The organism is Mucilaginibacter sp. JRF (genome assembly GCF_015223065.1).
Taxonomy (GTDB): domain Bacteria; phylum Bacteroidota; class Bacteroidia; order Sphingobacteriales; family Sphingobacteriaceae; genus Mucilaginibacter.
The window spans coordinates 91,454-115,935 of sequence record NZ_JADFBY010000006.1 but is presented as its reverse complement, the minus strand read 5'-3'; the positions used below and the strand labels follow the sequence as shown (position 1 = coordinate 115,935).

General features: G+C 45.7%; 18 protein-coding genes. 2 read left to right on the top strand and 16 right to left on the bottom strand.

Features of this window, described 5'->3' with window-relative positions; translation table 11 throughout:
* Positions 1-7 precede the first annotated feature (7 nt).
* The 8 genes from msrA to IM792_RS15365 all read right to left on the bottom strand — a co-directional run bounded on the left by msrA (position 8) and on the right by IM792_RS15365 (position 10,702).
* Positions 8-496 (bottom strand): peptide-methionine (S)-S-oxide reductase MsrA, encoded by a 489-nt coding sequence (gene msrA, locus IM792_RS15400; RefSeq protein ID WP_194102787.1) that lies wholly within the window; start codon positions 494-496, stop codon positions 8-10.
* 148 nt (positions 497-644) lie between these two features.
* Positions 645-1,055, bottom strand: a complete 411-nt coding sequence (locus IM792_RS15395) for a response regulator (protein WP_194102786.1) — start codon at positions 1,053-1,055, stop codon at positions 645-647.
* Between the two features lie 298 nt (positions 1,056-1,353).
* On the bottom strand, positions 1,354-2,868 hold the full coding sequence (locus IM792_RS15390; RefSeq protein WP_194102785.1) for a RagB/SusD family nutrient uptake outer membrane protein: 1,515 nt from the start codon (positions 2,866-2,868) through the stop codon (positions 1,354-1,356).
* Between the two features lie 34 nt (positions 2,869-2,902).
* The gene (locus tag IM792_RS15385; protein WP_194102784.1) at positions 2,903-6,301 is read right to left on the bottom strand and encodes a TonB-dependent receptor; all 3,399 of its coding nucleotides are present in this window, start codon (positions 6,299-6,301) and stop codon (positions 2,903-2,905) included.
* A gap of 140 nt (positions 6,302-6,441) precedes the next feature.
* On the bottom strand, positions 6,442-7,413 hold the full coding sequence (locus tag IM792_RS15380) for a FecR domain-containing protein (RefSeq protein ID WP_194102783.1): 972 nt from the start codon (positions 7,411-7,413) through the stop codon (positions 6,442-6,444).
* 87 nt (positions 7,414-7,500) lie between these two features.
* Positions 7,501-8,100 (bottom strand): sigma-70 family RNA polymerase sigma factor, encoded by a 600-nt coding sequence (locus tag IM792_RS15375; RefSeq protein WP_194102782.1) that lies wholly within the window; start codon positions 8,098-8,100, stop codon positions 7,501-7,503.
* 105 nt (positions 8,101-8,205) lie between these two features.
* On the bottom strand, positions 8,206-9,081 hold the full coding sequence (locus tag IM792_RS15370) for a DMT family transporter (RefSeq protein WP_194102781.1): 876 nt from the start codon (positions 9,079-9,081) through the stop codon (positions 8,206-8,208).
* A gap of 247 nt (positions 9,082-9,328) precedes the next feature.
* Entirely contained in the window at positions 9,329-10,702 is a 1,374-nt protein-coding gene (locus IM792_RS15365; RefSeq protein WP_194102780.1) for an aspartate kinase, read from the bottom strand.
* A 124-nt stretch (positions 10,703-10,826) separates the two neighbouring features.
* On the opposite strand from IM792_RS15365, the gene IM792_RS15360 reads away from it, so the two are divergent.
* Complete coding sequence (locus tag IM792_RS15360) at positions 10,827-11,408, top strand: Crp/Fnr family transcriptional regulator (RefSeq protein ID WP_194102779.1); 582 nt, start codon at positions 10,827-10,829, stop codon at positions 11,406-11,408.
* 74 nt (positions 11,409-11,482) lie between these two features.
* Positions 11,483-12,367 carry an SDR family oxidoreductase gene (locus tag IM792_RS15355; RefSeq protein ID WP_194102778.1) on the top strand — a complete coding sequence of 295 codons (885 nt, stop codon included), beginning with the start codon at positions 11,483-11,485 and terminating at the stop codon, positions 12,365-12,367.
* A 17-nt stretch (positions 12,368-12,384) separates the two neighbouring features.
* Here the strand turns inward: IM792_RS15355 and IM792_RS15350 are convergent, their stop codons facing one another.
* The 8 genes from IM792_RS15350 to IM792_RS15315 form a co-directional block, all read right to left on the bottom strand.
* Positions 12,385-12,711: a DUF6686 family protein gene (locus tag IM792_RS15350; RefSeq protein WP_194102777.1), complete on the bottom strand. Its 327-nt coding sequence runs from the start codon at positions 12,709-12,711 to the stop codon at positions 12,385-12,387.
* A 114-nt stretch (positions 12,712-12,825) separates the two neighbouring features.
* A complete protein-coding gene (locus IM792_RS15345) occupies positions 12,826-15,270 on the bottom strand; it encodes a TonB-dependent receptor (RefSeq protein ID WP_228085150.1) in 2,445 nt (814 codons plus the stop codon).
* A 181-nt stretch (positions 15,271-15,451) separates the two neighbouring features.
* Positions 15,452-16,375 carry an RraA family protein gene (locus IM792_RS15340; protein WP_194102776.1) on the bottom strand — a complete coding sequence of 308 codons (924 nt, stop codon included), beginning with the start codon at positions 16,373-16,375 and terminating at the stop codon, positions 15,452-15,454.
* A gap of 23 nt (positions 16,376-16,398) precedes the next feature.
* Complete coding sequence (locus IM792_RS15335) at positions 16,399-17,637, bottom strand: amidohydrolase/deacetylase family metallohydrolase (RefSeq protein WP_194102775.1); 1,239 nt, start codon at positions 17,635-17,637, stop codon at positions 16,399-16,401.
* A 101-nt stretch (positions 17,638-17,738) separates the two neighbouring features.
* Complete coding sequence (locus IM792_RS15330) at positions 17,739-18,950, bottom strand: aminotransferase class V-fold PLP-dependent enzyme (protein ID WP_194102774.1); 1,212 nt, start codon at positions 18,948-18,950, stop codon at positions 17,739-17,741.
* Positions 18,951-18,980: 30 nt separating this feature from the next.
* Positions 18,981-19,439 (bottom strand): RidA family protein, encoded by a 459-nt coding sequence (locus IM792_RS15325; protein WP_194102773.1) that lies wholly within the window; start codon positions 19,437-19,439, stop codon positions 18,981-18,983.
* Positions 19,440-19,560: 121 nt separating this feature from the next.
* Positions 19,561-21,090, bottom strand: a complete 1,530-nt coding sequence (locus IM792_RS15320) for a SusD/RagB family nutrient-binding outer membrane lipoprotein (RefSeq protein ID WP_194102772.1) — start codon at positions 21,088-21,090, stop codon at positions 19,561-19,563.
* A gap of 41 nt (positions 21,091-21,131) precedes the next feature.
* Positions 21,132-24,389 (bottom strand): SusC/RagA family TonB-linked outer membrane protein, encoded by a 3,258-nt coding sequence (locus tag IM792_RS15315; RefSeq protein WP_228085149.1) that lies wholly within the window; start codon positions 24,387-24,389, stop codon positions 21,132-21,134.
* Between the last annotated feature and the right edge of the window lie 93 nt (positions 24,390-24,482).

Sequence of the window (24,482 nt, the reverse complement as noted above, 5' to 3'; positions counted from 1 at the left end):
TCAAATATTAAAGCGTCCAATCGGCACGCTCAAAGTGGCAGGTGTAGCCAAACGGATGCTTTTGCAGATAATCCTGATGTTCGGCTTCGGCATTCCAAAAGTCAGTAGCGGGTACCACTTCGGTTACTACCTTGCCCGGCCATTTGCCCGATGCATCCACGTCGGTTATAAGCTGATTAGCTATATCGCGCTGCTCATCATTTAAATAAAATATGGCCGAGCGGTATGAGGTGCCAATATCATTACCCTGACGGTTGCGCGTACTTGGGTCATGTATCTGGAAAAAGTATTCTAATAATTTTCGGTACGATAAAACAGCAGGATCAAAGGTGATCTCGATCCCCTCGGCATGTGTGCCATGATTGCGGTAGGTAGCGTTGGGTACATCGCCACCTGTGTAGCCCACTACGGTTGATATAACTCCCGGCTGATGCCTGATCAACTCCTCAACACCCCAAAAACAACCTGCGGCCAAAATAGCTTTTTCAGTATTCATATACTATAAATCTTAAATCGATGTAATTACAAATTTAACAAGCGAATGTTCATTTCCTGTCACCATTAAATCACATCATTAAGCTATAGCTGGTTTGGTAATTGGTTTGGCAGCATACATAGCCCTGCTCCCGGCTAAAAGCAAATAATTAGTTTGCCATTATTTTGTTAGGCAGATATATGCCTACTATTTCATCAAGCTTTTGTTTTGGCAATGGCTTGCTGATAAAACCCTTAACTGCCGAAAACTCATTAGCACGTTGCTTATCACGATAATCAATTGACGAGCTTACGATAAACACATCCGGCTGTTTGTGCAACGATGGCATTAAATGCTCCAGATCAGTAAGAAACTGCCAACCGCTGTAAGGCATATGCAGATCAAGAAATATAACATCGGGCAATACCGACAGATCCTGGTGGTTCTCCTCTAAAAAGCTAATGATGGTTGAGCCATCAAGGGTGTGGGCAGTATCCTCAAATACTTCGTAATGATCGAACAGCTTTTGCATTATCAGGTGTTCAATCGGGTTATCGTCAATCATTAATGTTTTACACATGGTGCTGTTATTGTTTTTGTACTGAGGGGAATGCAATTGGTATGCCAGTTAATTTTATGTATTGTTGACGTTTATTGAAGCCTAATACATAGTGTACAATTTACACAATGAGCATTTTTGGGGAATTTTGGGAAATATAATCTATGCCGATCAAGAAACAACCTATCGCATAGCGACATATTTAACCATGAAAATAACCATTGATTAATACATCTCAGTTCAACATAAATTATGAGTTAACAAAAAAGGTTGCGGCGTTAGCACCGCAACCTTATAGAAAAACAGAAACAATATATTATTACCAACCCTGATTTTGGGTTATGATACCATTGCTACGGTCGATCTCTTTTTGAGGCACCGCCCAAACATGGTGTACTGATGGATTGAATGTGCGTGATGGCCAGATAACACTACCGCTAAAGCCATGCAGCGGCTGAGCGTAAGCGGCCTGCGCATCGCCCCAGCGTACAAGGTCGCGGTGGCGATCGGCCCATTCACCGGCCAGCTCGCAACGGCGTTGTTTTTTAAGCTCGGCTATGGTAGCGCCCTGTATCGGGTCTAAACCGGCACGGCGGCGTATCATGTTTATCTCGTTATCAGCGCTCTTACCCTGCATCAGCGCGGCTTCAGCCTTGATCAGTATAACCTCGGCGTAGCGCAGTAAAGGTATGTTAAGGTCGGTAGTAGGGTGATCGCCATTAGGACTAATGTGCGTACCCACCGGGTTAGCATAGCCAAACGGCTCCATGTATTTGTTAAACTGGTAGCCCGATAAGCTGTTAACCGAGCTATAAGAGGTTTCAACACCAAAGTACATGAATTTATCGCCCGGTTTTAATATGGTAACCTCACGACGGGTGTCGCCGGTTTCAAAGGCATCATACAGCTCTTTGGTTGGCTGGTAGTAGCCCCAACCATTGTACTGGCCCCAGCCTTTATTTTCGAGCATAACACCTGCCAGTATACTACCCCAACCGGCAGCGCCCTTTGGTGTACTTACAGCCGACCATATATACTCCGAACCATAGTTATTAGCTGATTTGAACACATCGCCATAGTTTTCCATCAGCGAGCGTTTACCGAAGTTAATTACCGAGTCGGCATACTTTTCGGCATTGGCGTAATCCTTTTTATACAGATACATTTTTGACAGGTAACCCCATGCCGCAACTTTATGCGCACGGCCGTAGTTGGTTACACCCAGCTCATCAAAATAAGGCAACAGGTTAGCGGCCTTTTTCAGTTCGCTTTCAATGTAATCATAATTAGCGGTAACGTTCGCTGCCCTTGGCGTAGGGTTAGGGTCGTTATTATTTTCGCGGGTGATGATAGGCACACCGGCACGATCATCGGCATAGTTATACGCTAACTGAAAATACATCAATCCGCTTAAAAAATAAGCCTCGCCCATCAGGCGGTTCTTCAACGCGCCATCCATGCTGATGGCAGGCACTTTGTTGATCACGTCATTAGCGCGGCGAATAACCGAGTAACGCATATTCCATTGATCAACCGTGTAGCTGCTTGAGTAATAGGTGCTGCTAAAATTTTTGATGGCATCAGCATTGGTGTTGATACGACCGGTAACCATATCATCGCTGGCGTTGATGAACCACATATAACCACGGCCGTAAAATTCTTCGCCGTCAAAAGGTTCGTACATGGCATTGGCGCCAAGTACGGCATCGTCAGACGTTTGCCAAAAGTTACTTTCAGACACCGCGCCTTCGGGCAATATATCAAGCTGTTTTGAGCAGGATGCCATTACCAGCCCTGCCGACGCGATCAGTATTGTATTTAATATCTTTTTCATGCTCATTATTAATTTATAGTGAGATATGTTTTACTTACAGTGTTAGGTTGATGCCGAAAATAAAGGCGCGCGATTGCGGATACCTGCCAACATCAATACCATAGTTATCAAAGCCAACCTCGGGGTCAAAACCTTTGTATTTGGTAAAGGTGAACAGGTTGTTAGCGCTTGAGTAAATGCGCAGCGAACTGATACCGGCTTTTGATAATACCCTTGGCGCGAAGGTGTAACCCAGGGTTACGTTCTTGATACGCATATATGATCCATTCTGAATATAAAAATCAGAATTGGTACCGAAGTTACCGTTGGCATCGGTAGCGGTGATGCGTGGCACGTTGGTGTTGGTATTTTGCGGTGTCCAGGCATCAAGCACATCGTTAAGCAGGTTGTAATTTTGACCTAAACCACCGGCATTCCAGCTGGTGTATTGCAGGGCGTTGTACAGCTCGTTGCCTTGTACACCCTGTAAAAATATATTCAGATCGAAATTCTTATAGCTGGCGTTAAAACTCAAACCATAAGTAAAGTCGGGATAAGCGCTGCCTAAAAACTGGCGGTCATCATCACCTATCTTACCATCGTTGTTATAATCAACAAACTTGATATCACCCGGCTTGGCGTTAGGCTGAATTACCGTACCGTTTGATGATTGATAGTTATCAACTTCATCCTGGCTTTGGAACAATCCATCCGTTTTAATTGAATAGTACGAATACAATGGCTGGCCTACCTGTATGCGTATTGGCGATAATAAGCCACGTACACTTGGGCTGCTGCCTGTTGTAAGGTAATCATTAGGTAATGACAGCACCTTGTTATTCAGCTTGCTCAGGTTAGCGTTAATGCTGTAGTGAAAATCTTTACCAGGGGCGCTGTTGTAGGTAAGGCTTACCTCAACACCTTTATCCTGCACCTTACCACCGTTAACCCATACGTTACCCAAACCAATACCTGCCGGAATGCTCATCAGCATATCCTCGGTATTTTTGATAAAGTAATCGGCATTTAAGGTGATACGCTCATTTAAAAAGCCCAGATCCAAACCTATATCAGTTTGTTTTGATTTAGCCCAGGTAAGGTTTGAGTTAGCACGATCGTAGCTGTAATAGCCATTAAGCAAAGTTGGATCGGCACCCAAATAAAGTGAGCCTGATGCCAGGTTAGGGCTTACCGCGGTAGTTGATACCGACGACAGGTTACCCAACACACCATAGCTTGCACGTACCTTTAAATTGCTTAACCAGGTAACCGGCTGCATAAATTCTTCCTGACTAACAACCCAGCCACCTGATATGGAGCCAAAGTTCTGGAACCTGTTTTGCTCAGCCACCAGTGATGTACCATCCCTGCGGCCGGTTAATGATAACAGGTATTTACCATCATAGTTATAGTTAACCCTGGCCAGGTATGATATCAGCGCTTCCTCAGTTCTGTAATCACCCGGTTTTATCAGATCGCCGGTACCGTTAACAAAATAGCGGAACAGCGGGTCCTCATTACCAAAACCCGACAATGAGGCCGATAAACCCTGGGTACTGTTTTTTTGATAGGTATAACCACCCAATACATCAAAGTTATGTTTACCAAATGTTTTGGTATAGTTCAAAGTCTGCTCGGCCAGGAAACGATTTTCATTGCCCGATGCTTCAGAAAGCGTATTGGTCAATACCGGCTTACCCACCTCAGGCACTATAGGCGAGAAGTTTTTGTAGTAGTTGAATACCTTGGTGATCGAGTAGTTTGAACGGAACTTTAAGCCCGGCAACAAAGTAGCTTCCAAATAAGGGTTAGCTATGATGGTGTTGATCGGATTACTGCTGTCAATTCGCTCCAAATTAGCTACTGGGTTAACCACGTCACCGTATGAACCCGCGTACTCAACAGGCAAGCCCGAATAAGCGCCGGTTGCTGTACGTGGCGTAATACTTGGCGGGTAGAATATAGCTGCCTGTATGGCGCCTGTATAACCGCTAAAGGTGTTGGTACCACGACCATTGGTATTACTGAATGACAGGTTCTCGCCTACCTTAAGCCACTTGTTAACCTTATGATCTGAGTTGATACGGTAAGCGTAACGCTCAGAGAATGTGTTAAGCAATATACCCTGGCCTTTACGGTAGTTAAAGCTCATGTAAAAATTGCTGTTATCGTTACCGCTGCTCAGGCCTAAATTATAATCCTGCATTTGGCCGGTGCGGAAAATCTCGTCCATCCAGTTGGTGCGTGTTATCTGCCCGTCAGGATACAAAGTAGCATCAAACGCGGGTAAACGATCTCTGCCCGCCGCGTCAGTAGCCGTATTGTAAACATCGGCATACTCTTTAGCGTTAAGCGGTTGCAGCATACGCCAGGCATTTTCAATGCCGTACTTGGCATCAAAGTTTATTGATAGCTTGCCTTTTGTACCTTTTTTAGTGGTGATCAATACCACACCACCCGATGCACGTGAACCATAAATAGCCGCCGAAGCATCCTTCAGTACTGATATCGACTCAATATCATTAGGGTTTGTAGTTGGCGTACCCGGATAAAAAACCGAACCATCAATTACATACAATGGTTGCTCGCCGTTTATACCACCCAAACCACGAATGTTCACCTGCGGTGTAGCTGTCGGGTCGCCGCCGTTGTTGTTTACCGTAACACCGGCTGCCTTACCTTGTAAAGCTTCCTGCACGTTACGGAACGAGCGTGAGGTCAGCTTATCTAACCCAACAGTACCAACGGCACCTGTCAAGGTTGAGCGGCTTTGGGTGCCATAACCCACAACCACAACCTCGCGCAACGATTGGTTGTTGGCCTTCAAAACCACATCAATAGTGGTTTGATTTTTAACGGCAACCTCCTGGCTGTTAAAGCCGATGTATTGGAACACCAGAATATCGGTAGGCTCAACGTTAAGTTCAAACTGGCCGTTATCATTAGTTGTGGTGCCTTTTGATGTACCTTTTACGGCAACGCTCACACCTATCAGCGGCAGGCCTTCCTCATCCTTTACTGAACCCGTAACACGAATGGCCGCAGCCGATTGGCTTTGCCTGGGCTGAGCCGGTTCAACCGGTTTTTGCAGTTCAACCTTAAGTAATATATGTTGCTCATCTACCTGCTGTACCGAGCCTTCGTAACCGGCCAGCAGTTGTTTTAATACGCTAACAACCGGCTGGTTGTTGGCGTTAAGGCTAACCATACGCTCAGAGTTAAATACACTTGAGTTATAGCCTATTTTGAAAGAGCTTTTTTGCTCAATCAGTTTAAATACATTTTTAATACGCTCATTTTTTACCGTAAGACTGATGCGCACGGTATTCATGTTTTGCCCCTCGGCCGAGTATGACGGCGTGGTGCTGATAGTTACGATCAATAACATCATCAGCAAAGCCTGTAGCTTACTGTAAATGTTGTTGGTTGAAATTAATTGATAAAGATTTCTCATTTTTACTTACTTGTTATTAACGTAATTCACGATCGTTAAAATGACATGGCCCGCTGCTACAGCGGCCGATCTCTTTTTTTGAACAGGCTGGTGTTAGCGCACCGGCTTGTTCTTTTTTCGCTGTTGATTTACCTCATATTTTAATGGCAGTTTTTTGCATGTATTGTGGTTTTGTTTTGGGTATACTGATAGGTAATGCCGGTTAGCTGGCCCAGCACATCAAGCGCGCGGGGTAATGATTCTCCCGATAGATCGATAGTGTAGCGGCAACCTTTGGCCGGTTTATCAATAAGCTGAATGGGGTGATTGTAATGCCTGCTTAAAGCCTGGGCTATTTCGCTTATGCTGGCTTCCTCAAAGTAGGCACCACCTGTTTGCCAGTTGCTTAGCTTGCCTGCATCGGTTGTTTTTATAAGATGTTTGCCGCTGCTGATGTTATAATTTAGCATCAGGTTATGGGTAAGCACACGGCCCAGTTGTTTAATGTTGCCGTTATGCTGTTCCTCGCTAACCTTTACACGGCCTTTTACCACGGCTACCTTGATATTATCTTCGGCGCCGTAGGCGTGCACGTTAAATTCGGTACCTAAAACCTGGGTTTGCAGTTTGCCTGTGGCTACAATAAATGGCCGGGTAGTATCGTGCTTTACGCGGAAGTAAGCCTCGCCCGATAATTTTACATTACGGCGCTTTTCATTAAAATCGGCACTTACAGTTAAGGTTGATGCCGCGTTGAGCATAACCTCGGTACTATCGGGCAAAGTGATCATCTTAACCTCGCCGTTGCGTGTGCTGAACTGCTGCTCGGCAACTGTTGCCGGTTTGTTAAGCGCAATGTATAACCAGTATGTCAGCGGGAAAATAAGTACTGCCGCCGCGCCTTTAAGGTATGGCAACATCAGCCTGTAGACTGATGCCTGCCTGCCGGTACCGCGCAACACATTTTGCCTGATATTTTTTACGGCCGCGTTCTCTGCGGATCTGTCCGCTCCCCTATTTTGGGCCAGACTCGCGTACCAGGCTTCAACACGCGCTTGTTCTTCAGCGGTGCATTTGCCCTCGCGGTACTTTTTTAGCAGATCCTTAATTTGTGCCGATCGTTCTGTGTTCATCTGCACCTATAATCGGGCAACAGGGCAAGTAGTACCGTTAAGTAATCATGAAAGGTTTGTTAAAATAACATCAACAGCGAGATTTCGCTATTTTGTAAAAAGCGCCTTGATCAGTAATAACATTACCGATGCCCCCTCCATACCGGTAAAGCGTATACGCAGGCGTTTAATGGCGATGGTAAGATTATTCTTCACCGTTTGTTCGGATAGGGAAAGCTGGCGGGCAATATCCTTTACGGGCAAATGTTCCTGTCGGCTCAGCCTGAAAACGCTTTTTACGGTATCGGGCATTTTATCAACCTCGCTGCTTAACCAGTCCTGCAATTCGGCGGTCATGATGCCGGTATCGGCAGCCGGGGCAACCTCGTTGTTGTATTCGGGCAACAAGGCTTCGTAGTTAACTATCTCCCTGTCAGCAGTTATATAATGATCAACCACCTTGTTTTTGGCAGCTTTGTACAGGTATGGTGAAAGACTATCAATAATATTTACCGTGAAGCGGTTATTCCACAGGGTAATGAAAATATCCTGAACAGCCTCCTGCGCGTTCTCTGCCGATTGGATACGGGCATCAATGTATCTGAACAGCGCACAGTCGTACTTTTTCATGAGTTTCAACAGGGCCAGTTCATCGTTGGCCTGCATTTGGCTCAACAAATAGGTATCCGCTGGCAGGCTGTTTTTCATCGCCCCAAACCTACAGGGCAGGCTTTAACTAAATGTTACGTACAGATAAATTATGTTGAAACAAATAAAAAAGGAGCATCAGTTACTGATGCTCCTTTTTTATGGTCAAACTACCACCCTGCTCTTTCGTACCGATATCATGGTTTGCAGCACTACCGACATCATCACGAAAAGTAATCCTAAATAGAAGGAAAAGTTAACCTCCCTGCCCTCCTTAAAAAACAGGAACGCCAGTACAATGGAGTATACAGGTTCAAGGTTAAAACTCAGGTTTACGGTGAAGGCCGGTATAAGCTTCAGTGTTTCGGCAAACATAATGTACAGACCAACGGTACAAATAGATGCCAACAGAAGCAAATAACCAACATCCGTAAAATTGGGAATTACATTAACAGGATAGAACCAAAGATATACCGGCATCAAAACACCCAACCCTACAGTTCCGCCGGCCATTTGGTAAAAGTTGATTAAACGACTGTCGTACTGCTTAACCAAACGCTCATTATAAATGGTATACAGCGCCGCGAAAGCCGATGATATTACACCCAAACCTATACCCAGCTGGTACGATGAATCAAAATGAAATATGAGCGCTATGCCAAACAGTGTAAGCATACTTAAGCCCAGCTCGGTTACATTGAATCTCTGCCTGTTTACAAACGGGGCGAATATGGCGGTGAAAAAGCTGGTTAAACAATAACATACCACCCCTACCGAGATGTTGGAGTACTTGATGCTCGCGTAAAAAAACACCCAGTGTATGGTGATGAGCATGCCCACCTTGGCAATGTCAAACTTTTGCTTTGCTGTAATGGCTGTTGATACTTTAAACAACCTTAATACAAACCATAAAATAATAGCCGAGAAAAACACACGGTACCATACCAACGGCACTTGGTTTAAAGAGATAAGCTTACCGAACACACCGGTAAAACCCGCGAGAATTACAGCGAGGTGTAATACAATATATGATCTTTTCATAAAAAGAATGGATCTGCCTGTTCCTGAACAAACAAGGAGTTAAAAGTTAATAAATAAATTCAATACCAGAGCCGATAAACAGCCCTGGTATAACTAATCACTATTTATTAATACTTTGGAGGCGAAATACTATTCTTTAAAATCATATCTGTAATACATCAAAGCTATAAAAATCAATCAAAATATTATATAAATCATATAAATAATCACAAGTAATATCTATTTACATGATTTAGAATAATTAATATTAACCAACCTCAGCATTCAAAGCAATAATGGCCTTACGGAACAGATCGCGCGCTAATACAAACTGGATATTTACACGTCCGTTGGCAATACCGGCAGCCATTATGTTTATCTCGTTATCGGCAAGCGCGGCGGTGGCTTTGGCCAGCAATCCGGGTTTATCCATATTGCTGCCCAGTAAACAAACTACGGCCACAGGGTCGCAGGTTACACGCTCAAAGGCGGCACGCAGGTCGGTCAGTAATTCCTGGCGCAAATCATTCTCCCATATTACTATGGTTATGCTGTTGGCGCTGGTACTTTTAAAGGTGTAGCTAACACCGTGATTAAAAAACAGCTGCATGATTTGCAGATCGCTACCTACGTTACCCACCATCAGCGGGTCGTAAATATCTATCAGTAATTGCTGGTCGGTACCGGTAATAACCTCTACCCTTTTTTGCGCCGAAACATAACCACGGGTTATCAGCGTGCCGGGGTGCTCGGGCTCAAAGGTATTTTTTATGCGGAGATGAATGCCCGCCATCTCCAGCGGTTTTGATGCCTTTGGGTGGATAGCTTCCATGCCTACATCAGCTAACTGGTCGGCAATATCGTAATTGGTATTACCTACCGGGCGCACATTCTCGATACCCACAATGGCCGGGTCGGCGGTTGAAAGGTGATATTCCTTATGGATTATGGCCTCGGCAGGCAACAATATCTCAGCGATTTTTGAGAAGGTAACTTCCGAATAACCACGATCGAACTCGCGCATAATACCCTCGGTACCTTTGGCATAACCGGTAACAATGGCCACACAATTAGGCATATTTATCTTGTTGAAGGCATCAGCAATACGCTCGTTAATGGTCATGGCGCGCGAATCATCAAAACCGGCAAGATCAACCAATTCGGCATTTACACCCTTGTTACGCAGAATGCTTGCTAATACATAGGCCGAATGAGTTTCGCCTATCGAGGCCAATATCTCGCGTGCGGCCAACAACACACCCTCATTCAAATAGCCTGATGCCAGCATGGTGGTGGCACTATCAAGGTAAGTAAGTGCGCGGGCCATGTGTGTTTCTATCATCGCGTCGGCAGCGGCTACATCAAGGCCAAGCGGTTCGTATTTTTTGTTAAGTTCCTTTAAAAACTCAGTAACCTCGTTCAAGGCTACATCATAACTCTCGCGCGCGGCAAGGCGGTGGTATACTCCGGGGGCCTTGGTCTTTTTATTTTCGAGCAGTACATTGGTAACGCCCGAGAATGCTGAAACCACAAAAACGCGGTTGTATAACTCAGCTCCGGTACGTTTATATAAAATAATATTGTCAATAACCTGGTGCAGGGCACTCATGGATGTGCCGCCTATCTTTTCAACTGTAAGCATAATGGGGCTAAGATATGGATTTTATAAAAACGCGCTTAAGCCCAACAGCTATAAATACTGCATAACTTATACACTTTAAACATTTTGCACCCAAGCCTGTATTTGTATAACTTTGGTTTGATACATGATAGCTGAATTTGAAAATTACCTGCGACGGCAAACCACCCTTAGCGATGACGACATAAACCGTGTTATTGCCGGGGCTACCCTTAAAAAGCTGCGCCGTAACGAGTTTTTGCTGCGCGAGGGCGATATATGCCGTCATAAAATATTTATTGCTAAAGGGTTATTGCGCTTTTTTAGCGTAACTGCCGATGGCGGCGAGCATATCCTGCAATTCTCGCCCGAGGATAACTGGATGCTCGACCCTGAAAGTTACGATCAGCAAACACCAACACAATACTATATAAACGCTGTTGAACCCAGCGAGGTACTGCTTTGGGCCAAGCCCGAATTTGATGGTTTGCTGGTAAGCGTGCCGCAGCTAAAGCTATTTGCCGAGCAATTAATATCGCGCAGCGGATACAATAATCGCCAACGTTTACTTACAGCTTTAAGCGCCACACCCGAGCAAAAGTACGAGGACTTTGTACGCACCTCGCCCGAGCTGCTATCGCGCCTGCCCTTGCGGATGATCGCATCGTACCTCGGCATCTCCCTAAAAACCCTGAACAGGGTACGCCACGATCAGTTGCTACGCTCCTGAAAAAATCGTGTCAAATGACCTTGTTTTGAGATGCCTCTGCTATGCAACTTTGTTATAAATAAAATTGCTAACCTATGCGAGTATTTGTAACAGGAGCATCCGGATTTGTGGGCTCCGCAATTGTAAATGAATTATTAAGTAACGGCCACCAGGTGTTGGGGCTGGTACGCTCGGCCGAAGCTGCCGAAAAACTAATCGCCGCCGGTGCCCAAGTGCTGCAAGGCGATGTTAATGATGCCGATATTATTAAGCAGGGCGCTACCACGTGCGATGCCGTGCTGCATACCGCCTTTAACCACGATTTTTCAAAGTACAAAGCTAACTGCGAGGCCGACCGCCTGGTGATCGAAACCTTTGGTGATGTTTTGGCCGGTACCGGTAAACCACTGGTCATCACATCGGGTGTGGGTTTGCTTGGCTTAGGCAGACAGGCTACCGAGGATGATGTTGTACCAGGCGGATCAGACGTGATACCACGCGCGGCATCAGAAGAAGCTGCCAAAGCCGCTGCCGATAAAGGTGCTGATGTATACATTGTGCGTTTACCCCCAAGCGTACATGGGGATGGCGACCATGGTTTTGTACCGATGCTGATCGATATCGCCATAGAAAAAGGTGAAGCCGCTTATGCTAATGATGGCAGCAACCAATGGCCGGCTGTTCACCGTACCGATGCGGCTAAAGTGTACAGATTAGCTATCGAGAAAAAACCGGCATTAAAGGTTTTCCACCCTATGGCCGAAACGGGTATACCTTTCCGTAAGATAGCCGAGGCTATAGGCCAGCGTAAAGGCCTGCCCGTAGCAATCAAAACCGGCGATGATGTAGCGGCATACTTTGGCTGGTTCGCGCATTTCGCATCATTGAATTGCCCGGCATCGAGCCAAAAAACCAGTGAGGTATTGGGTTGGGAAGCCACAGGCCCTAAACTGGTGGATGATATTTTGAAGTATTATTAATTGATATGCCGGTCGGCTTAACGCTGGCCGGCCATCATATCATAAATATTGCCAAAATAAACGGCATCTTCCATCGCGGCCTGAAAACCGTCCCATTCATCCAAACTAAAGGTGAGGCAAATGTCGTTATTAGGTGTGCGCAGCACCAGGCGTTCCTCACCATCAGGGAAAGGGAATGAGGCATCGGCAGCATCCAGGTTAGCGGTAAATGTTTTGAACGACCGGAATTGTTCTTCCGAAAAATTAAGCAACAAATTATGCTGCCAAATGCAAAAGGTTCTGCAATCGGGGCATTGGCTAATTACGGTTTGTCCCTTGCGGGCTAATACTATATGCTGACACATAGGCAATTTAATTTGTGCCTGTTTTGCCCGTGCGCCAACAAACGGCCGCACGGACAAACAGGGCTTTATTCATAGGTAGATGAATTTCAAAAAACTATACACTCATCAACTCCCTTAAAACCGATAGGCAAAACTTGCCGTGTAGTTTACCGGGCGTTGCGGATTAACTGACCAATAGCCGGTATAATACTGCTTGTTGGTTAGATTATTACCGTTCAGCGTTATTCTGTAACGGTCGCTATCATAAAATAAACTTGCATTTAAAAGGGTGTAGCTCGGTAATTCAAAAACACCGGTTACACTGTTATCTATCACCTTGTATACACCGGCGTAGTTGCCGCCAATACCAAAGCCAAAATCTTTCAGGCTGCCGCGCTGTATCTTGTAGTTGCTCCACAGGTTTACCATATCCTGCGGGCCCTGGCCACCCGGCGCACGGCCGTTCTCGGTATAAAAATCGGTACCGTTGCTTGATGTATTTTGAATACGGTTATGGGCGTAACCGGCAAGCAGGCTCCATCCCGGTGCAGGGTAAGCGTTAATATCTATCTCAAAACCACGGCTGCGCACCTTACCACGCTGATCATAATCAAACGGGTTTTCAACCAAAGGCGTAACACGGTTGGCCACCTTTATATCGTAGTATGATACCGTAGCCGATAGCTTATCAGAGAACAGGTTGGTTTTGGCGCCAAACTCCAGTTGGTTGGCATGCTCGGGCGTAAATGTTTTTACACGCGGGTTGGTTTCACCATCCTGATCGAACACCTGTTGCGGGCCAACATTTAAAAACGAGTTTTGGTAATTGGCGAAGATCGAAAGCCTGTCTATCAACGGCTGGTAGATCAGCCCGAATTTTGGCGAGAGTTTGAATTGGCGGAAGTTATCTGTCGGGTCGCCCATTTCACCATGATCAACCAAACCATCGGCACGTAAGCTGGCCAGCACATTCAGGCCCGGCGCTACGGTTATAACATCTGATATATATGCCGCGTAGGTTGATGTACTCACATTGCTTTGGCTGTTGCCTGTGCCTGCCAGCAAACTATCAACCGATGCACGGGTAAGGTATACAGGCAATGCGCCATCCGGATAACTCACATCGCCCTGCGGAGTAACCAAACGCATCATACCGTAACCTGTACCGTTATCAATTATATTACGGTTAAAGTAATCTAACCCTAACAATAAGCGGTGGCGCATACCGCCCAGCTCAACATCGCCATTAAAATTTTGCTGTATATCAATGGTGTTACTGGTTTGATTCTCTTTATGAATGTATTGCTCAAACACGTTGGTGCCCGCCGCATTGCCATATATGTAACCATAATAACCATCAGCCTTTACCGAGCCGCGCGATATGGCGGTTTGCGATGTCCAGTGATCGTTGAACTTGTACGTCATTTCGCCCTGCATGGTATAGCGCGGGTTTTTTATAGGCAGATCATTACTGGTGAATGATTTTTTGGGGTCGAGGTTAAGCTCGGCAATGTTTCTTTGTGTAAGCGGATCGGCACGGTTGGTATTGAAGAATACCGGCGCTACTGATCTTTCCTCCTGCAATATCTCCGCCATAAAGTTGAACGTAAGCTTATCATTAGCCTGGTAGGTAATGGCAGGCGCCAGGAAAAACGACTTGCGGTAACCTGCATCCTGAAAACTGTTTTCGGTGCTGTAAGCGGTATTTACACGCAGGGCTACCTTTTCTGTTTTACTTAACGGCGTATTTACATCAGCCGAGATACGGTTAAGGCCGAAACTGCCCGCGGTAAATGCAACCTCGCCACCTGTACTGAAGTAAGGCTTTTTGGTGATCACGTTGATGATACCGCCATACCCAACAAAGTTGGCGCCGAACAGTGTACCCGACGGGCCTTTCAGCACCTGAACCTCCTGCACATCAGCCAAATCAAGGTTGCCTGATGTAAAACCCGGCAGGCCATTGTAAAGCGAGGGCTGCGCTTCAAAGCCACGCAAGGCAAAGTATGCGGCACCATCACCTGCACGGCCTGTTGATTCCCAAGTACGGGCTATGCCCGGTACGTTGCGCATTACATCATCAAAATTAACAATGCCCTGCTGCTTAATAGTTTCAAGCGATACCACATGGTATGCCTGCGGATTTTCCAGATTTTTCAGCGGCGTTTTGGCAACCATGGCATTCACCTTATTGGTATTACGCGATGATATGGTTACCTCCTGCAATTGCGATGAATTTTCTTTAAGTACAAAATTCACTACGGCTTGCTGCCCGGCTACAACATTAACCTGCTGCTCCTGGCTTTCTAAACCAATAAGCGATGCGATCAGGGTATAGCTGCCCGGCTTAATATTTTTTATAGTGTAATTACCGTTGGCGCCTGTTACTGCGCCTTTAGTTCCGCCTTTTACAGATATGGTTACCGCTTGTGCAGGCTGTCCGTCGGCAGTGGTTACGGTACCGGTTATGTTTACGTTTTGGGCGTAGGTTTGTGAACCGCAAACCAATAAAATAATAAACAGGCTGATGCCTTTAACAATTGTTTTTGTAGAAGTTTTACTGCATAAGTAAGATTTCATGATTGATTAATAAGTTTATGGCTGCGAGCAACCCGGTGTGATTGAACAAAGTAAAATCTTATTTAGAATAAATCCAAATAAAAAGAAGCAAATATTATTTATTCACCGAAATCATACACTAAACAAAAAAAGAGCGACCTTTTTGAGGTCGCTCTTTTTGCAAATATTTATATTCTGATTTTTACCAGGTACGCTTTTCCATAAACTTGTCGAGCTGTGCTCGGGTCATCTTCATTTCTTCGGGATGCTTATCAAGCCATTTAATAAAGGCATCCTTTATTTGTGGTGTCCATTGGCTGTCTATCTCACCGGTTGAATAGGTGCCTGCTTTCAGCATTTCCTGCCCGAATTTATCACGCAGGGCAATAAACTCTGCCGTTACAATAACCTTTTCGGCCAAATGCGCCGGGATGAACAGCACACCCTCTTTTTCAGATATCACCAGATCACCAGGCAAAACAATAGCCTGGCCAATGCGAATAGGCGTATTCAAACCCATCAACACGGTTTCTTTCAGGTACGATGGATCAAAATCTCTCACGAAAGCATTAAAGCCCTCAATTTTGCTCAAGCCCTGCAAATCGCGCACCGAGGCATCAAATATTACCCCATTGCCTGATTTTTTGAAGATGGAATTACCCAGGTTATCACCTATAAGCGTACCTTCTTTTATCTTACCAAAACCATCGGCTACATAAACATCGCCGGTAGTCAGCACGTCGATTGGCCAAGCATTAGTATTACCCTTACGGCCTTGCTTAGCGCCGCGGTCTTTAATGTTCTTTTCAACATCCGGGCGGGTAGGCATAAACATGGCAGTTACCGCACGACCAACAACGGGTTTGTCGTTCACGGTTTTCCAGCCACGTTCAAACTGGTTGTTATAGCCTTCGTTGGTCAGCACCGTCCAGGCTTCTTCAATACCAATGTTTTTGGCGCGTTCAATCAGTCCATCGGGTATTTTAGGGCGGCCATCCTTAAAACGTTCGCCTTTCCACTCCGAGGTATAAAATATCAGTTCGTCGCGTGTAATGGTTTGTGCATCTACGTTGGTAAACCATGTGATCAGCACACTTAAACCAATAGCAGCTTTTTTAAATGTCATAAAATAATGTTGAGGTGACTAAATTAACGGATAGTGATGGGATTGGCAATGCCATTCAGATCGTACACTATTTTACCTGCGCGTACGGTAAGTTCACACTCCAGTTTTTTATCGGCTTCAACCTTACGGCCGGTATAATCAAACAAACCGAATTTGCCTTTACGTACGTTAAGTATAGCCACATCAGCCTCGGCACCTACGCTCAGGTTACCCAGTTCTTCGTGCTTAATTTCAGTAGCGGGGTTTGAGGTTGATGCCTTGATCACGCTTTTCAGGTCCATACCCAAAGCCAGGAATTTTGACATGGTGGTTAACATATCTTTCATGGCATTGTTCATGCTGCCGGTATGTATATCGGTGCTGATAGAGCTCGGGAAAAAGCCCTCCTTAGCAGCCGGTATAGCCTGCGAAAAGGCAAAGCTGATACCGCCGTAGCCTACATCGAAATATATACCGCGCTTGCGGGCTTCAAGCACAAATGGTTTTACTTTTTGGGTTTGCTGATCAACAATAAATTCCCGGCCGTTTATCTGTGCGAAACAATGGGTAAATATATCGCCCGGGCGCAGGTGCTTCATAAACAACTCCTCGATAGGCAATGGCGGGGTGCTGCCACCAAAATCGATCATCACAGGTATGTCACCGGCTTCTTTACCTGCCGCAACGGCACGGTCAACCGGCGACCAATCATGTCCCTCATAATGCGCAACCTTGAAGCCTACAATGTATTTCTTGAACCGGTTAGCCATCAATGCCGACATGCGGGTATCCATATCGTTCAAATTTTGTTCGTAACCGCCACGCATACCCTCACCCACAATATTCAAAAAAGCTAATACCCTTGTTTGCGATTGATCAATAGTTTGCTCCTTAAACGTGGTGAACGTACGCCAGCCTGAGCTGCCCGCGTCAACCACGGTAGTTACCCCGTTACGAAAGGTAAAGCCATCAGGCGGCAGGGCCAGGTTACCGTTTTCGTACTGATGATCGGGCGCGGTACCAAAAAAGTTGTGTGAGTGTATATCGATCAATCCGGGTGTAACATACAAACCCTTGGCATCAACCGTTTGGGTGGCGTTGCCTGTAATGCTTTTGGCCACCTTAACAATTTTGCCATCGGCAATGGCTACATCCATTACTTCGTCAATATTATTTTTAGGGTCGATAACGTGGCCCCCCTTGATCAGTAAACTGTAAGTTTGCGCCGATACCGCGTTGCTGAAACACAGTGCCACAAACGCAATGGCGAATATTTTTTTCATCTGTAAAATAGTAAATTCAAACAACCATCCCTCATTCTGAGCCACTCAGCCATCCGGAAGAATATAAAATAATAAATGCCGCAACTAAGCGGCATTATATGTTAGGCTGAGGCAGCCTGTTGTAATATTGCTTTAACCCTGCCGGCTACCACATCTATCTGATCGGTACGCAACAGTACTACGCCTACAATTAGCGAGTCGCCTTTTTCATTAGCAACAATACTTGGGGTGCCGCTTTTTAATGCTTCAACAACCTGTTTAGGTGTAGTTTTTATTTTAGCCTGATCCCAGGTGGCAAACAAGCTCGGGAAGGCATTTGCAGGCCCCGGATCAACTACCTGGCGGGTTTTTACCGTTGGTACGGTTTCCAACTTAGCGCCGATGGTTTTTACACGTTGCTCCCAATCAGCCCATTCTTTTTTATGATCGCGCTCCAGATAAGCTTTCAGCGCAGCATACATACCAAACATTTCCTCCTTGTTCACTTTCATCGGGCGACCGATAGGCGCTTCATGCGGACTATGGTTCAATCGCGCGGCAGCTATCAGATCCTTACGACCGAACAACAAACCGGCACTTTGAGGCCCACGTATCATTTTACCGCCTGAGAAAGTTACCAGGTCAAAGCCCATCTTTTGGAATTTGAACAGGTTTTCAACCGGTGGCACATCTGCCGCGGCATCCAAAAACGTAGGGATATTACGGGCTTTGGCTACCTTCAAAAATTCCTCGTGGGTAATGCTGCTGCTACCGGCCGCGTTAAAAAACAATGCCATAACGGTATTGCTGTTAATAGCGGCGGCCATAGCGGCAGCACCTTCAACTTCAATAATTTTAGCGCCTGTAGTGCTCACCGCCTGATCAAACAAATACCTGTGCGATTTTTGCATGATCACCTCCGGGCGCGGACCCGGCAGGTTAGGCAGCATTTTTATTTTTTGCTCATCAGTACCTGTGATACAGGCCGCGGTACCCAGCACCATGGCACATGCCGCGCCTGATGTTACCATAGCCGCCTCGCAATGCAGCATTTCGGCAATTTTAGCGCCTACTTTATCTTGCAGATCGTACAGGTTAGCAAAATCATGCGAGGTTGAGTTGATAGCCTCCAATACCTCGGGCAGCATTAGCGAGCCCGAAAGAAAGGTCATGGTAACTGACGCGTTGATAACCGGGGTAACACCCAGTTCCTTAAAAAAATCGCGCTTAGGGGCTGGCGCGGCCTCGTGGGTAACAGCACTTGCTGCTTTAGCAGTCAGTGCCCCCGCGAAAGGGAGCATTGACAGGCTTTTTATAACGTTTCTACGTTTCATTATCAAAGTTTAATGGGGGTTGTTAACCGATCAGATATAGGCAATGCAGTCCATCTCAACCAGTGAGTCGCCGGGTACGCCGCCTTTGGCAACAGCTACCGTGGTACGCACCGGAGGTTTTTTACCAAAGCGGCCTTTGTAAACCTCGTTCATGCCTTTGTAATCGGCAATATCGTTCAGGTAAACATTAACCTTCAGTACCTTCTCCATTGATGAACCTGCTTTTTTAAGCTCTGCCTCAAGCTCCTTCAACACGATCTCAGTATGGGCCTTAATTTCAAACGGCACTGTGTGTGCACCCTTGCCGGCTACAAAGATCATGTTGCCTAATTTGGTTGAGCCAGAGAACAGCGGAACATCATCCTGCGTGGTAATGTTGTTTACTTCCTTCTCGTCGGCTGCCTGTACATTGCTTGCCTTAGCAAGGCCAAAAACAGATAAACCAGCTACCGAGGCCAGCATTTTCTTTACGATCGATCTTCTTTCCATTGTTTTGTTATTTATTTTTCTTCAGTATTGAATAAAGCTAAGTTAAAAAATGAATAGCCCGCCGTCAAATCATTAAACACGGCGGGACTATTCGCCACTTAACTAACCAAATTCTTTTTTATTATGGACGATCCCACCACATACGGGTCAGGAATTCATCCGCGCCCTGGCGCGCGATAGCCGCCCTGTAGTTTTCGCCATTTAAGTTCTGCTCAGTTGCAGGGTATAAAAATCTTCTGAAAATTTTACCGCCTGTAGCGTTACCCACATAGTTGTTAGGTGTAAGGGCCGGATAGCCTGTACGCCTGTAAGTACACCATGTTTCGGTAGCGTTAGGGTACACACCTACCCAAAACTGGGTGTAGATCTGCTCTAACTGTTGCTCAATATTACCGGCTGTATTCAGCTGATGGTAACGAATGTAGGTTTCTATCTGGTTAGTTGATATATTACCTGCACCGGTGCCAAACTGTGCCCACTGCCTCATGGCCGCGCTTATACCACTCTCGTACGAAACGCTGGCCGATGCACCTGTATACCAGCCACGCAATGCGGCCTCAGCTAACAAAAAGTTAACTTCGGCATTGGTAACTAATAAGTAAGGGCTGTTCAACTGCAATATAGTTGCCGGGTTAGGCTCAGAGTATGTTACAAAATCAGCAGGTTTGGTACCCAGCATAGCCGACATACCTTTTTGTACTGATGATGTAGTATCAGGCGTGGTACCATTCCATACTATTGAAAGCACACCTAAACGAGGGTCGTTATTAGTTTTCAGGAAGTTGATGAAAACGTCCTGAAACTTACCACCCTCCGGGTTGCTGTTACCGTTACCTGCAATATAATCAGAGTTATACAGGTTTAACGCAAGCGGATTTTTGTTGATGTCCTGACCTGTTAATACATAACCGGTTACTTTGGCTACATCAGCATCTTCCAATATAACACCACCTGCAATGGCTTTTTTAGCCCAGGTTTCGGCAGCGGTAGCGTCAACCTTGGTCATGCGCATGGCAAGGCGTAACATCAGCGAGTATGAGAATTTTTTCCACTGCGCCATGTTGCCTTTGTAGATTAGATCGGCAGCGCCAAAGCCTGTACCTGTGGTATTGATGGCTGTCGCGGCTTCGTCAAGCTCTTTCAACATATCCGCATATATGGCCTGTTGCGTATCATAAACCGGCATGTAAAGGTTTTCGGTATACCCTTTACCGGCCTGGCTGTATGGTACATCACCGTACAGATCGGTTATACGGCTAAAGCAGTATGCTCTCCATATACGTGCACATTGCAATTGGTTTGACACGGCTGCATCAGTACCCAAAGCTGCAATAACCTGAGTTATCTCGTTTATCTCCTTCGGGTAAGCGTTATTGAATACCGGCCACGATTGCTGGCTTTGGCTAAGTACATACTTGGCACCAAAACCGGCCACATCGTTATAGCTGGTGGTGTATTGCATGGTGCCTTGCAGCAGGTTAAGCACATCACCCGTACCATCAAGTAACGATTTGGTGAACACGAACGCCGGGGTTGGATTTGGCGATGTATTCGGGTTAACGTTCATATCCTCCAAGCCCTTATTACATGCCTGCAAACCCATTGAGCCGGCCATGAAGAATGCTATATATTTTCTTAAGTTTCTTTTCATATCAAATTGTCCTTTTAATAATTATTGGATCAATGCCCTAATTAAAACTTAACCATCAGGTTTAAACCAAAGCTGCGGGTACGCGGTAAACCAAACGACTCAAAACCCTGGCTTGCACCGTTGGTGAAGCTTGATTCCGGATCAAAATTGTCTGTTTGGCTGTATAGCGTTAACAGGTTACGCGCAACAAAGGATATGCTTGCACCTTGCAGTTTAGCAAACTTCAGCTTATCAACAGGGATGTTGTAACTCAGGATAACCTGACGAAGTTTAACAAAGCTCGCATCGTGCAAAAACAACTCTGAATATGATTTATTGTTATCATAGTAAGTACGCAGATCGGCCACAGGCACTGTACGTGAGTACGGGTTACCAGCCTGATCAACACCGCTTATAGCTAAACCACCATCACGACCAGGTAAGGTGCTTTTCATCAAACCTAAACGTGTACCGTAGATCTCCATAAGTGATAGTATCTTGTTACCGAACTTACCATCAACCAATACATTCAGGCCAAACCTTTTGTACTTAAAATCGTTGGATAAACCCATGGTTAAAGGCGCAACGCCATTACCCAGGTTTTGCAGTGGTGTGGCAACAGGTAAACCTGTGGTTGCATTGTAAACTACGTTACCGGCTGCATCACGCTGCATGCGGGTACCCACAATGCTACCGTAAGGCTCGCCAACAATGTTGTTAATGTAACCCCAACCGTTTACTGATGATGCCATTTGTATCTGGTTCAAACCGGCGGCAAGCTTAACAACCTCATTTTTGTTGTAGGCCATGTTGTAGCTGGCGCTCCAGGTGAAATCCTTGGTTTTAACAGGCGTACCGTTCACCAAAGCCTCAATACCCTTATTGCTCAACTCACCCACGTTCAAAATAACGTTGTTGTAACCTGATGTTCCTGATATAGCAACTGATACGATATCGTTAGTTGTTTTACGGTTATACAAGGTCAGGTCGAAGCCTAAACGGTTATCCAGAAAACGTGCTTCAACACCCGCCTCAGTAGTAGTTGAGGTGTATGGTTGCAGGTTTCTGTTGGTCATGGTAGTGCTTGATACGTTTTGCAATGGCTGGCCTGAGCTTGGCACCATCATGAAGGCCTGATTAATTTGGTAAGGATCGGGCGCGCCGCCACCTACCTGTGCCCATGATGCACGTACCTTAGCATAAGTTACCGACTGCGGAAGCTTGAACGCTTCTGACAATACAAAGCTACCACCTACCGATGGGTAGAAGATCTTATTATTTTCAGGGCTTAAGGTTGAGAACCAATCCTGACGGCCGGTGAATGTTAAGTAAGCAAAGTTCTTATAACTCAAATCGGCCGAACCCATTAATGAGTTGATACCTGTTTGGTTATTGGTTGGAGTTGTAGAGATTGTCGATAAGTTGGTAGAGCTGTAGAAATATGGAATGATATAGTTAGCACCTACAATGTTTGATTGATTGTAGACAGAACGCTGCTTGTTAGCACCCACAAATGCCGATATACCAAAATCTTTTACCTGAGTATTGTAGTTCAAGGTTACCAGGGCGTTGGTTTCTGACGCGTCAGCCTTTAATTCATTGTACTGGCCGTTAAGCACATATAACGTACCGGTTGGTATAATGTATTTGTAGTTGTAGTTGTAAAAATCGCGGCTTACCACACCTTTTAACGAAAGGTTTTTCAAGAACTGGTAGGTTACGCCTGCCTGGCCAATAAAGCGGTTCTTGGTATCTTTTTGCTGATACTTGTTTACCACGAAGTAGCTGTTTGAAGCGATAGAGGCATCATTCCATGGAATTTCGTTACCGTTGGCATCATATCCCGGATCAAGCCATTGAATATCGGCAGTATTGGCGATCATGTATGGGGTCCAGTTAGGGTTACCCAAAGCATCACCCGCGCTTGCACGGTTCTTGGCATTCTCAATGTTATATTGTGCCGATGCCTCAAAGCTTAATTTTTCACCCAATTTACCTCCTAAACTAAGATTACCTGTTTTACGGCCAAAATCGCTATTAGGCAATATGCTTTTGCTATTCAGATCAGACATCGAAAAGCGATAATTAACAGCCTCAGTACCACCTGTAAAAGCTACCGTATTGGTTAAGTTGGTACCTGTGCGATAAAAATTCTTGATATTATCCTTTTGCGCTGAATACGGATGCTCTAACCCATCAAAGCCAACATAGGTTGAGCCATCAATACGGGCACCGAATGAGCGGCGACCTGTTTGTATAGCAGCAGCCTGGGTCATTGGTTTTACACCACCATCACCCTGGCCATACTCATACTGCCAATCGGGGAAAACTGATGGAGTTTCGGCAGTAAAGGTTGAATTATACTCTACACCAATACCTTTTTGCGCACGGCCTTTTTTAGTAGTTATCAATATAACACCGTTTGCCGCGCGTGCACCGTAAAGCGCTGCCGCGGTACCGCCCTTCAACACGCTCATTGATTCGATATCGTCAGGGTTGATGCCCGCAATACCATCACCACGGTCAACGTTACCGCCGCCTGCGTTGGTGCTTGCACTACCACCCGGTACCGAATTATCAATAGGCATACCGTTTACCACGTATAATGGCTGGTTACTGCCCGATAATGAACCGTTACCACGTATCAACACGCGACTTGATCCGCCAGGGCCGGTTGAAAGACCTGTGGCGTTAACACCCGCAACCTTACCTGTTAAGGCGTTGGCCACGTTGTTTTCACGAGCCTGGGTAAACTCATCACCTTTAACTTCGGTTACCGCGTAGGCCAGGGCTTTCTTTTGTTTTGATATACCCAGTGCCGTTACCACAACCTCGTTCAGTTTGGTTTCGTTCTCAGCTAATTGCACGTTAATAATTGTACGACCGTTAACAGGCACCTCCTGGGTAACAAAACCCATATACGAGAATACCAGGATCGAGTTTTCTTCGGGCGCGGTGATAGAGTAGCGGCCTTCGGGGCTGGTTACCGTACCATTGTTGGTACCTTTTATCATAACACTAACACCTACTAATGATTCGCCTGCCTTGTCAACTACCTTACCGGTAACTTTTACAGGGGCGGCAGCCTCAGTGGTTGGGGCTGGTTCATCAGCAACAGGGGTCTTTTTATCTATTAAAACCACATTGCCTGATATGGAATACTCCATACCTATCGGGTTTAACATTCGCCTTAAAACAACACCTAATTGCTCGTTCTTTACATCAACACTAACTTGTTGTGTAGTAACAATTGAGTTACTGAAAACAAAGCTGATTTTGGTTTCTTTATTAATTTGCCTCAGTACATCTTTAACGGGCATGTTGTTTACATGCAAAGAAATACGGGTATTGAGGTCTTGCGCGGAAAGTTTTTTAGCTGACGCGTACGTAAAGCAAACAGAAATGATGGTACA

Bases quoted from the DNA above. Each gene is read 5' to 3' on its own strand.
- msrA (WP_194102787.1), bottom strand. From the start codon at position 496: ATGAATACTGAAAAAGCTATTTTGGCCGCAGGTTGTTTTTGGGGTGTT.
- IM792_RS15395 (WP_194102786.1), bottom strand. From the start codon at position 1,055: ATGTGTAAAACATTAATGATTGACGATAACCCGATTGAACACCTGATA.
- IM792_RS15390 (WP_194102785.1), bottom strand. From the start codon at position 2,868: ATGAAAAAGATATTAAATACAATACTGATCGCGTCGGCAGGGCTGGTA.
- IM792_RS15385 (WP_194102784.1), bottom strand. From the start codon at position 6,301: ATGAGAAATCTTTATCAATTAATTTCAACCAACAACATTTACAGTAAG.
- IM792_RS15380 (WP_194102783.1), bottom strand. From the start codon at position 7,413: ATGAACACAGAACGATCGGCACAAATTAAGGATCTGCTAAAAAAGTAC.
- IM792_RS15375 (WP_194102782.1), bottom strand. From the start codon at position 8,100: ATGAAAAACAGCCTGCCAGCGGATACCTATTTGTTGAGCCAAATGCAG.
- IM792_RS15370 (WP_194102781.1), bottom strand. From the start codon at position 9,081: ATGAAAAGATCATATATTGTATTACACCTCGCTGTAATTCTCGCGGGT.
- IM792_RS15365 (WP_194102780.1), bottom strand. From the start codon at position 10,702: ATGCTTACAGTTGAAAAGATAGGCGGCACATCCATGAGTGCCCTGCAC.
- IM792_RS15360 (WP_194102779.1), top strand. From the start codon at position 10,827: ATGATAGCTGAATTTGAAAATTACCTGCGACGGCAAACCACCCTTAGC.
- IM792_RS15355 (WP_194102778.1), top strand. From the start codon at position 11,483: ATGCGAGTATTTGTAACAGGAGCATCCGGATTTGTGGGCTCCGCAATT.
- IM792_RS15350 (WP_194102777.1), bottom strand. From the start codon at position 12,711: ATGTGTCAGCATATAGTATTAGCCCGCAAGGGACAAACCGTAATTAGC.
- IM792_RS15345 (WP_228085150.1), bottom strand. From the start codon at position 15,270: ATGAAATCTTACTTATGCAGTAAAACTTCTACAAAAACAATTGTTAAA.
- IM792_RS15340 (WP_194102776.1), bottom strand. From the start codon at position 16,375: ATGACATTTAAAAAAGCTGCTATTGGTTTAAGTGTGCTGATCACATGG.
- IM792_RS15335 (WP_194102775.1), bottom strand. From the start codon at position 17,637: ATGAAAAAAATATTCGCCATTGCGTTTGTGGCACTGTGTTTCAGCAAC.
- IM792_RS15330 (WP_194102774.1), bottom strand. From the start codon at position 18,950: ATGAAACGTAGAAACGTTATAAAAAGCCTGTCAATGCTCCCTTTCGCG.
- IM792_RS15325 (WP_194102773.1), bottom strand. From the start codon at position 19,439: ATGGAAAGAAGATCGATCGTAAAGAAAATGCTGGCCTCGGTAGCTGGT.
- IM792_RS15320 (WP_194102772.1), bottom strand. From the start codon at position 21,090: ATGAAAAGAAACTTAAGAAAATATATAGCATTCTTCATGGCCGGCTCA.
- IM792_RS15315 (WP_228085149.1), bottom strand. From the start codon at position 24,389: ATGCCCGTTAAAGATGTACTGAGGCAAATTAATAAAGAAACCAAAATC.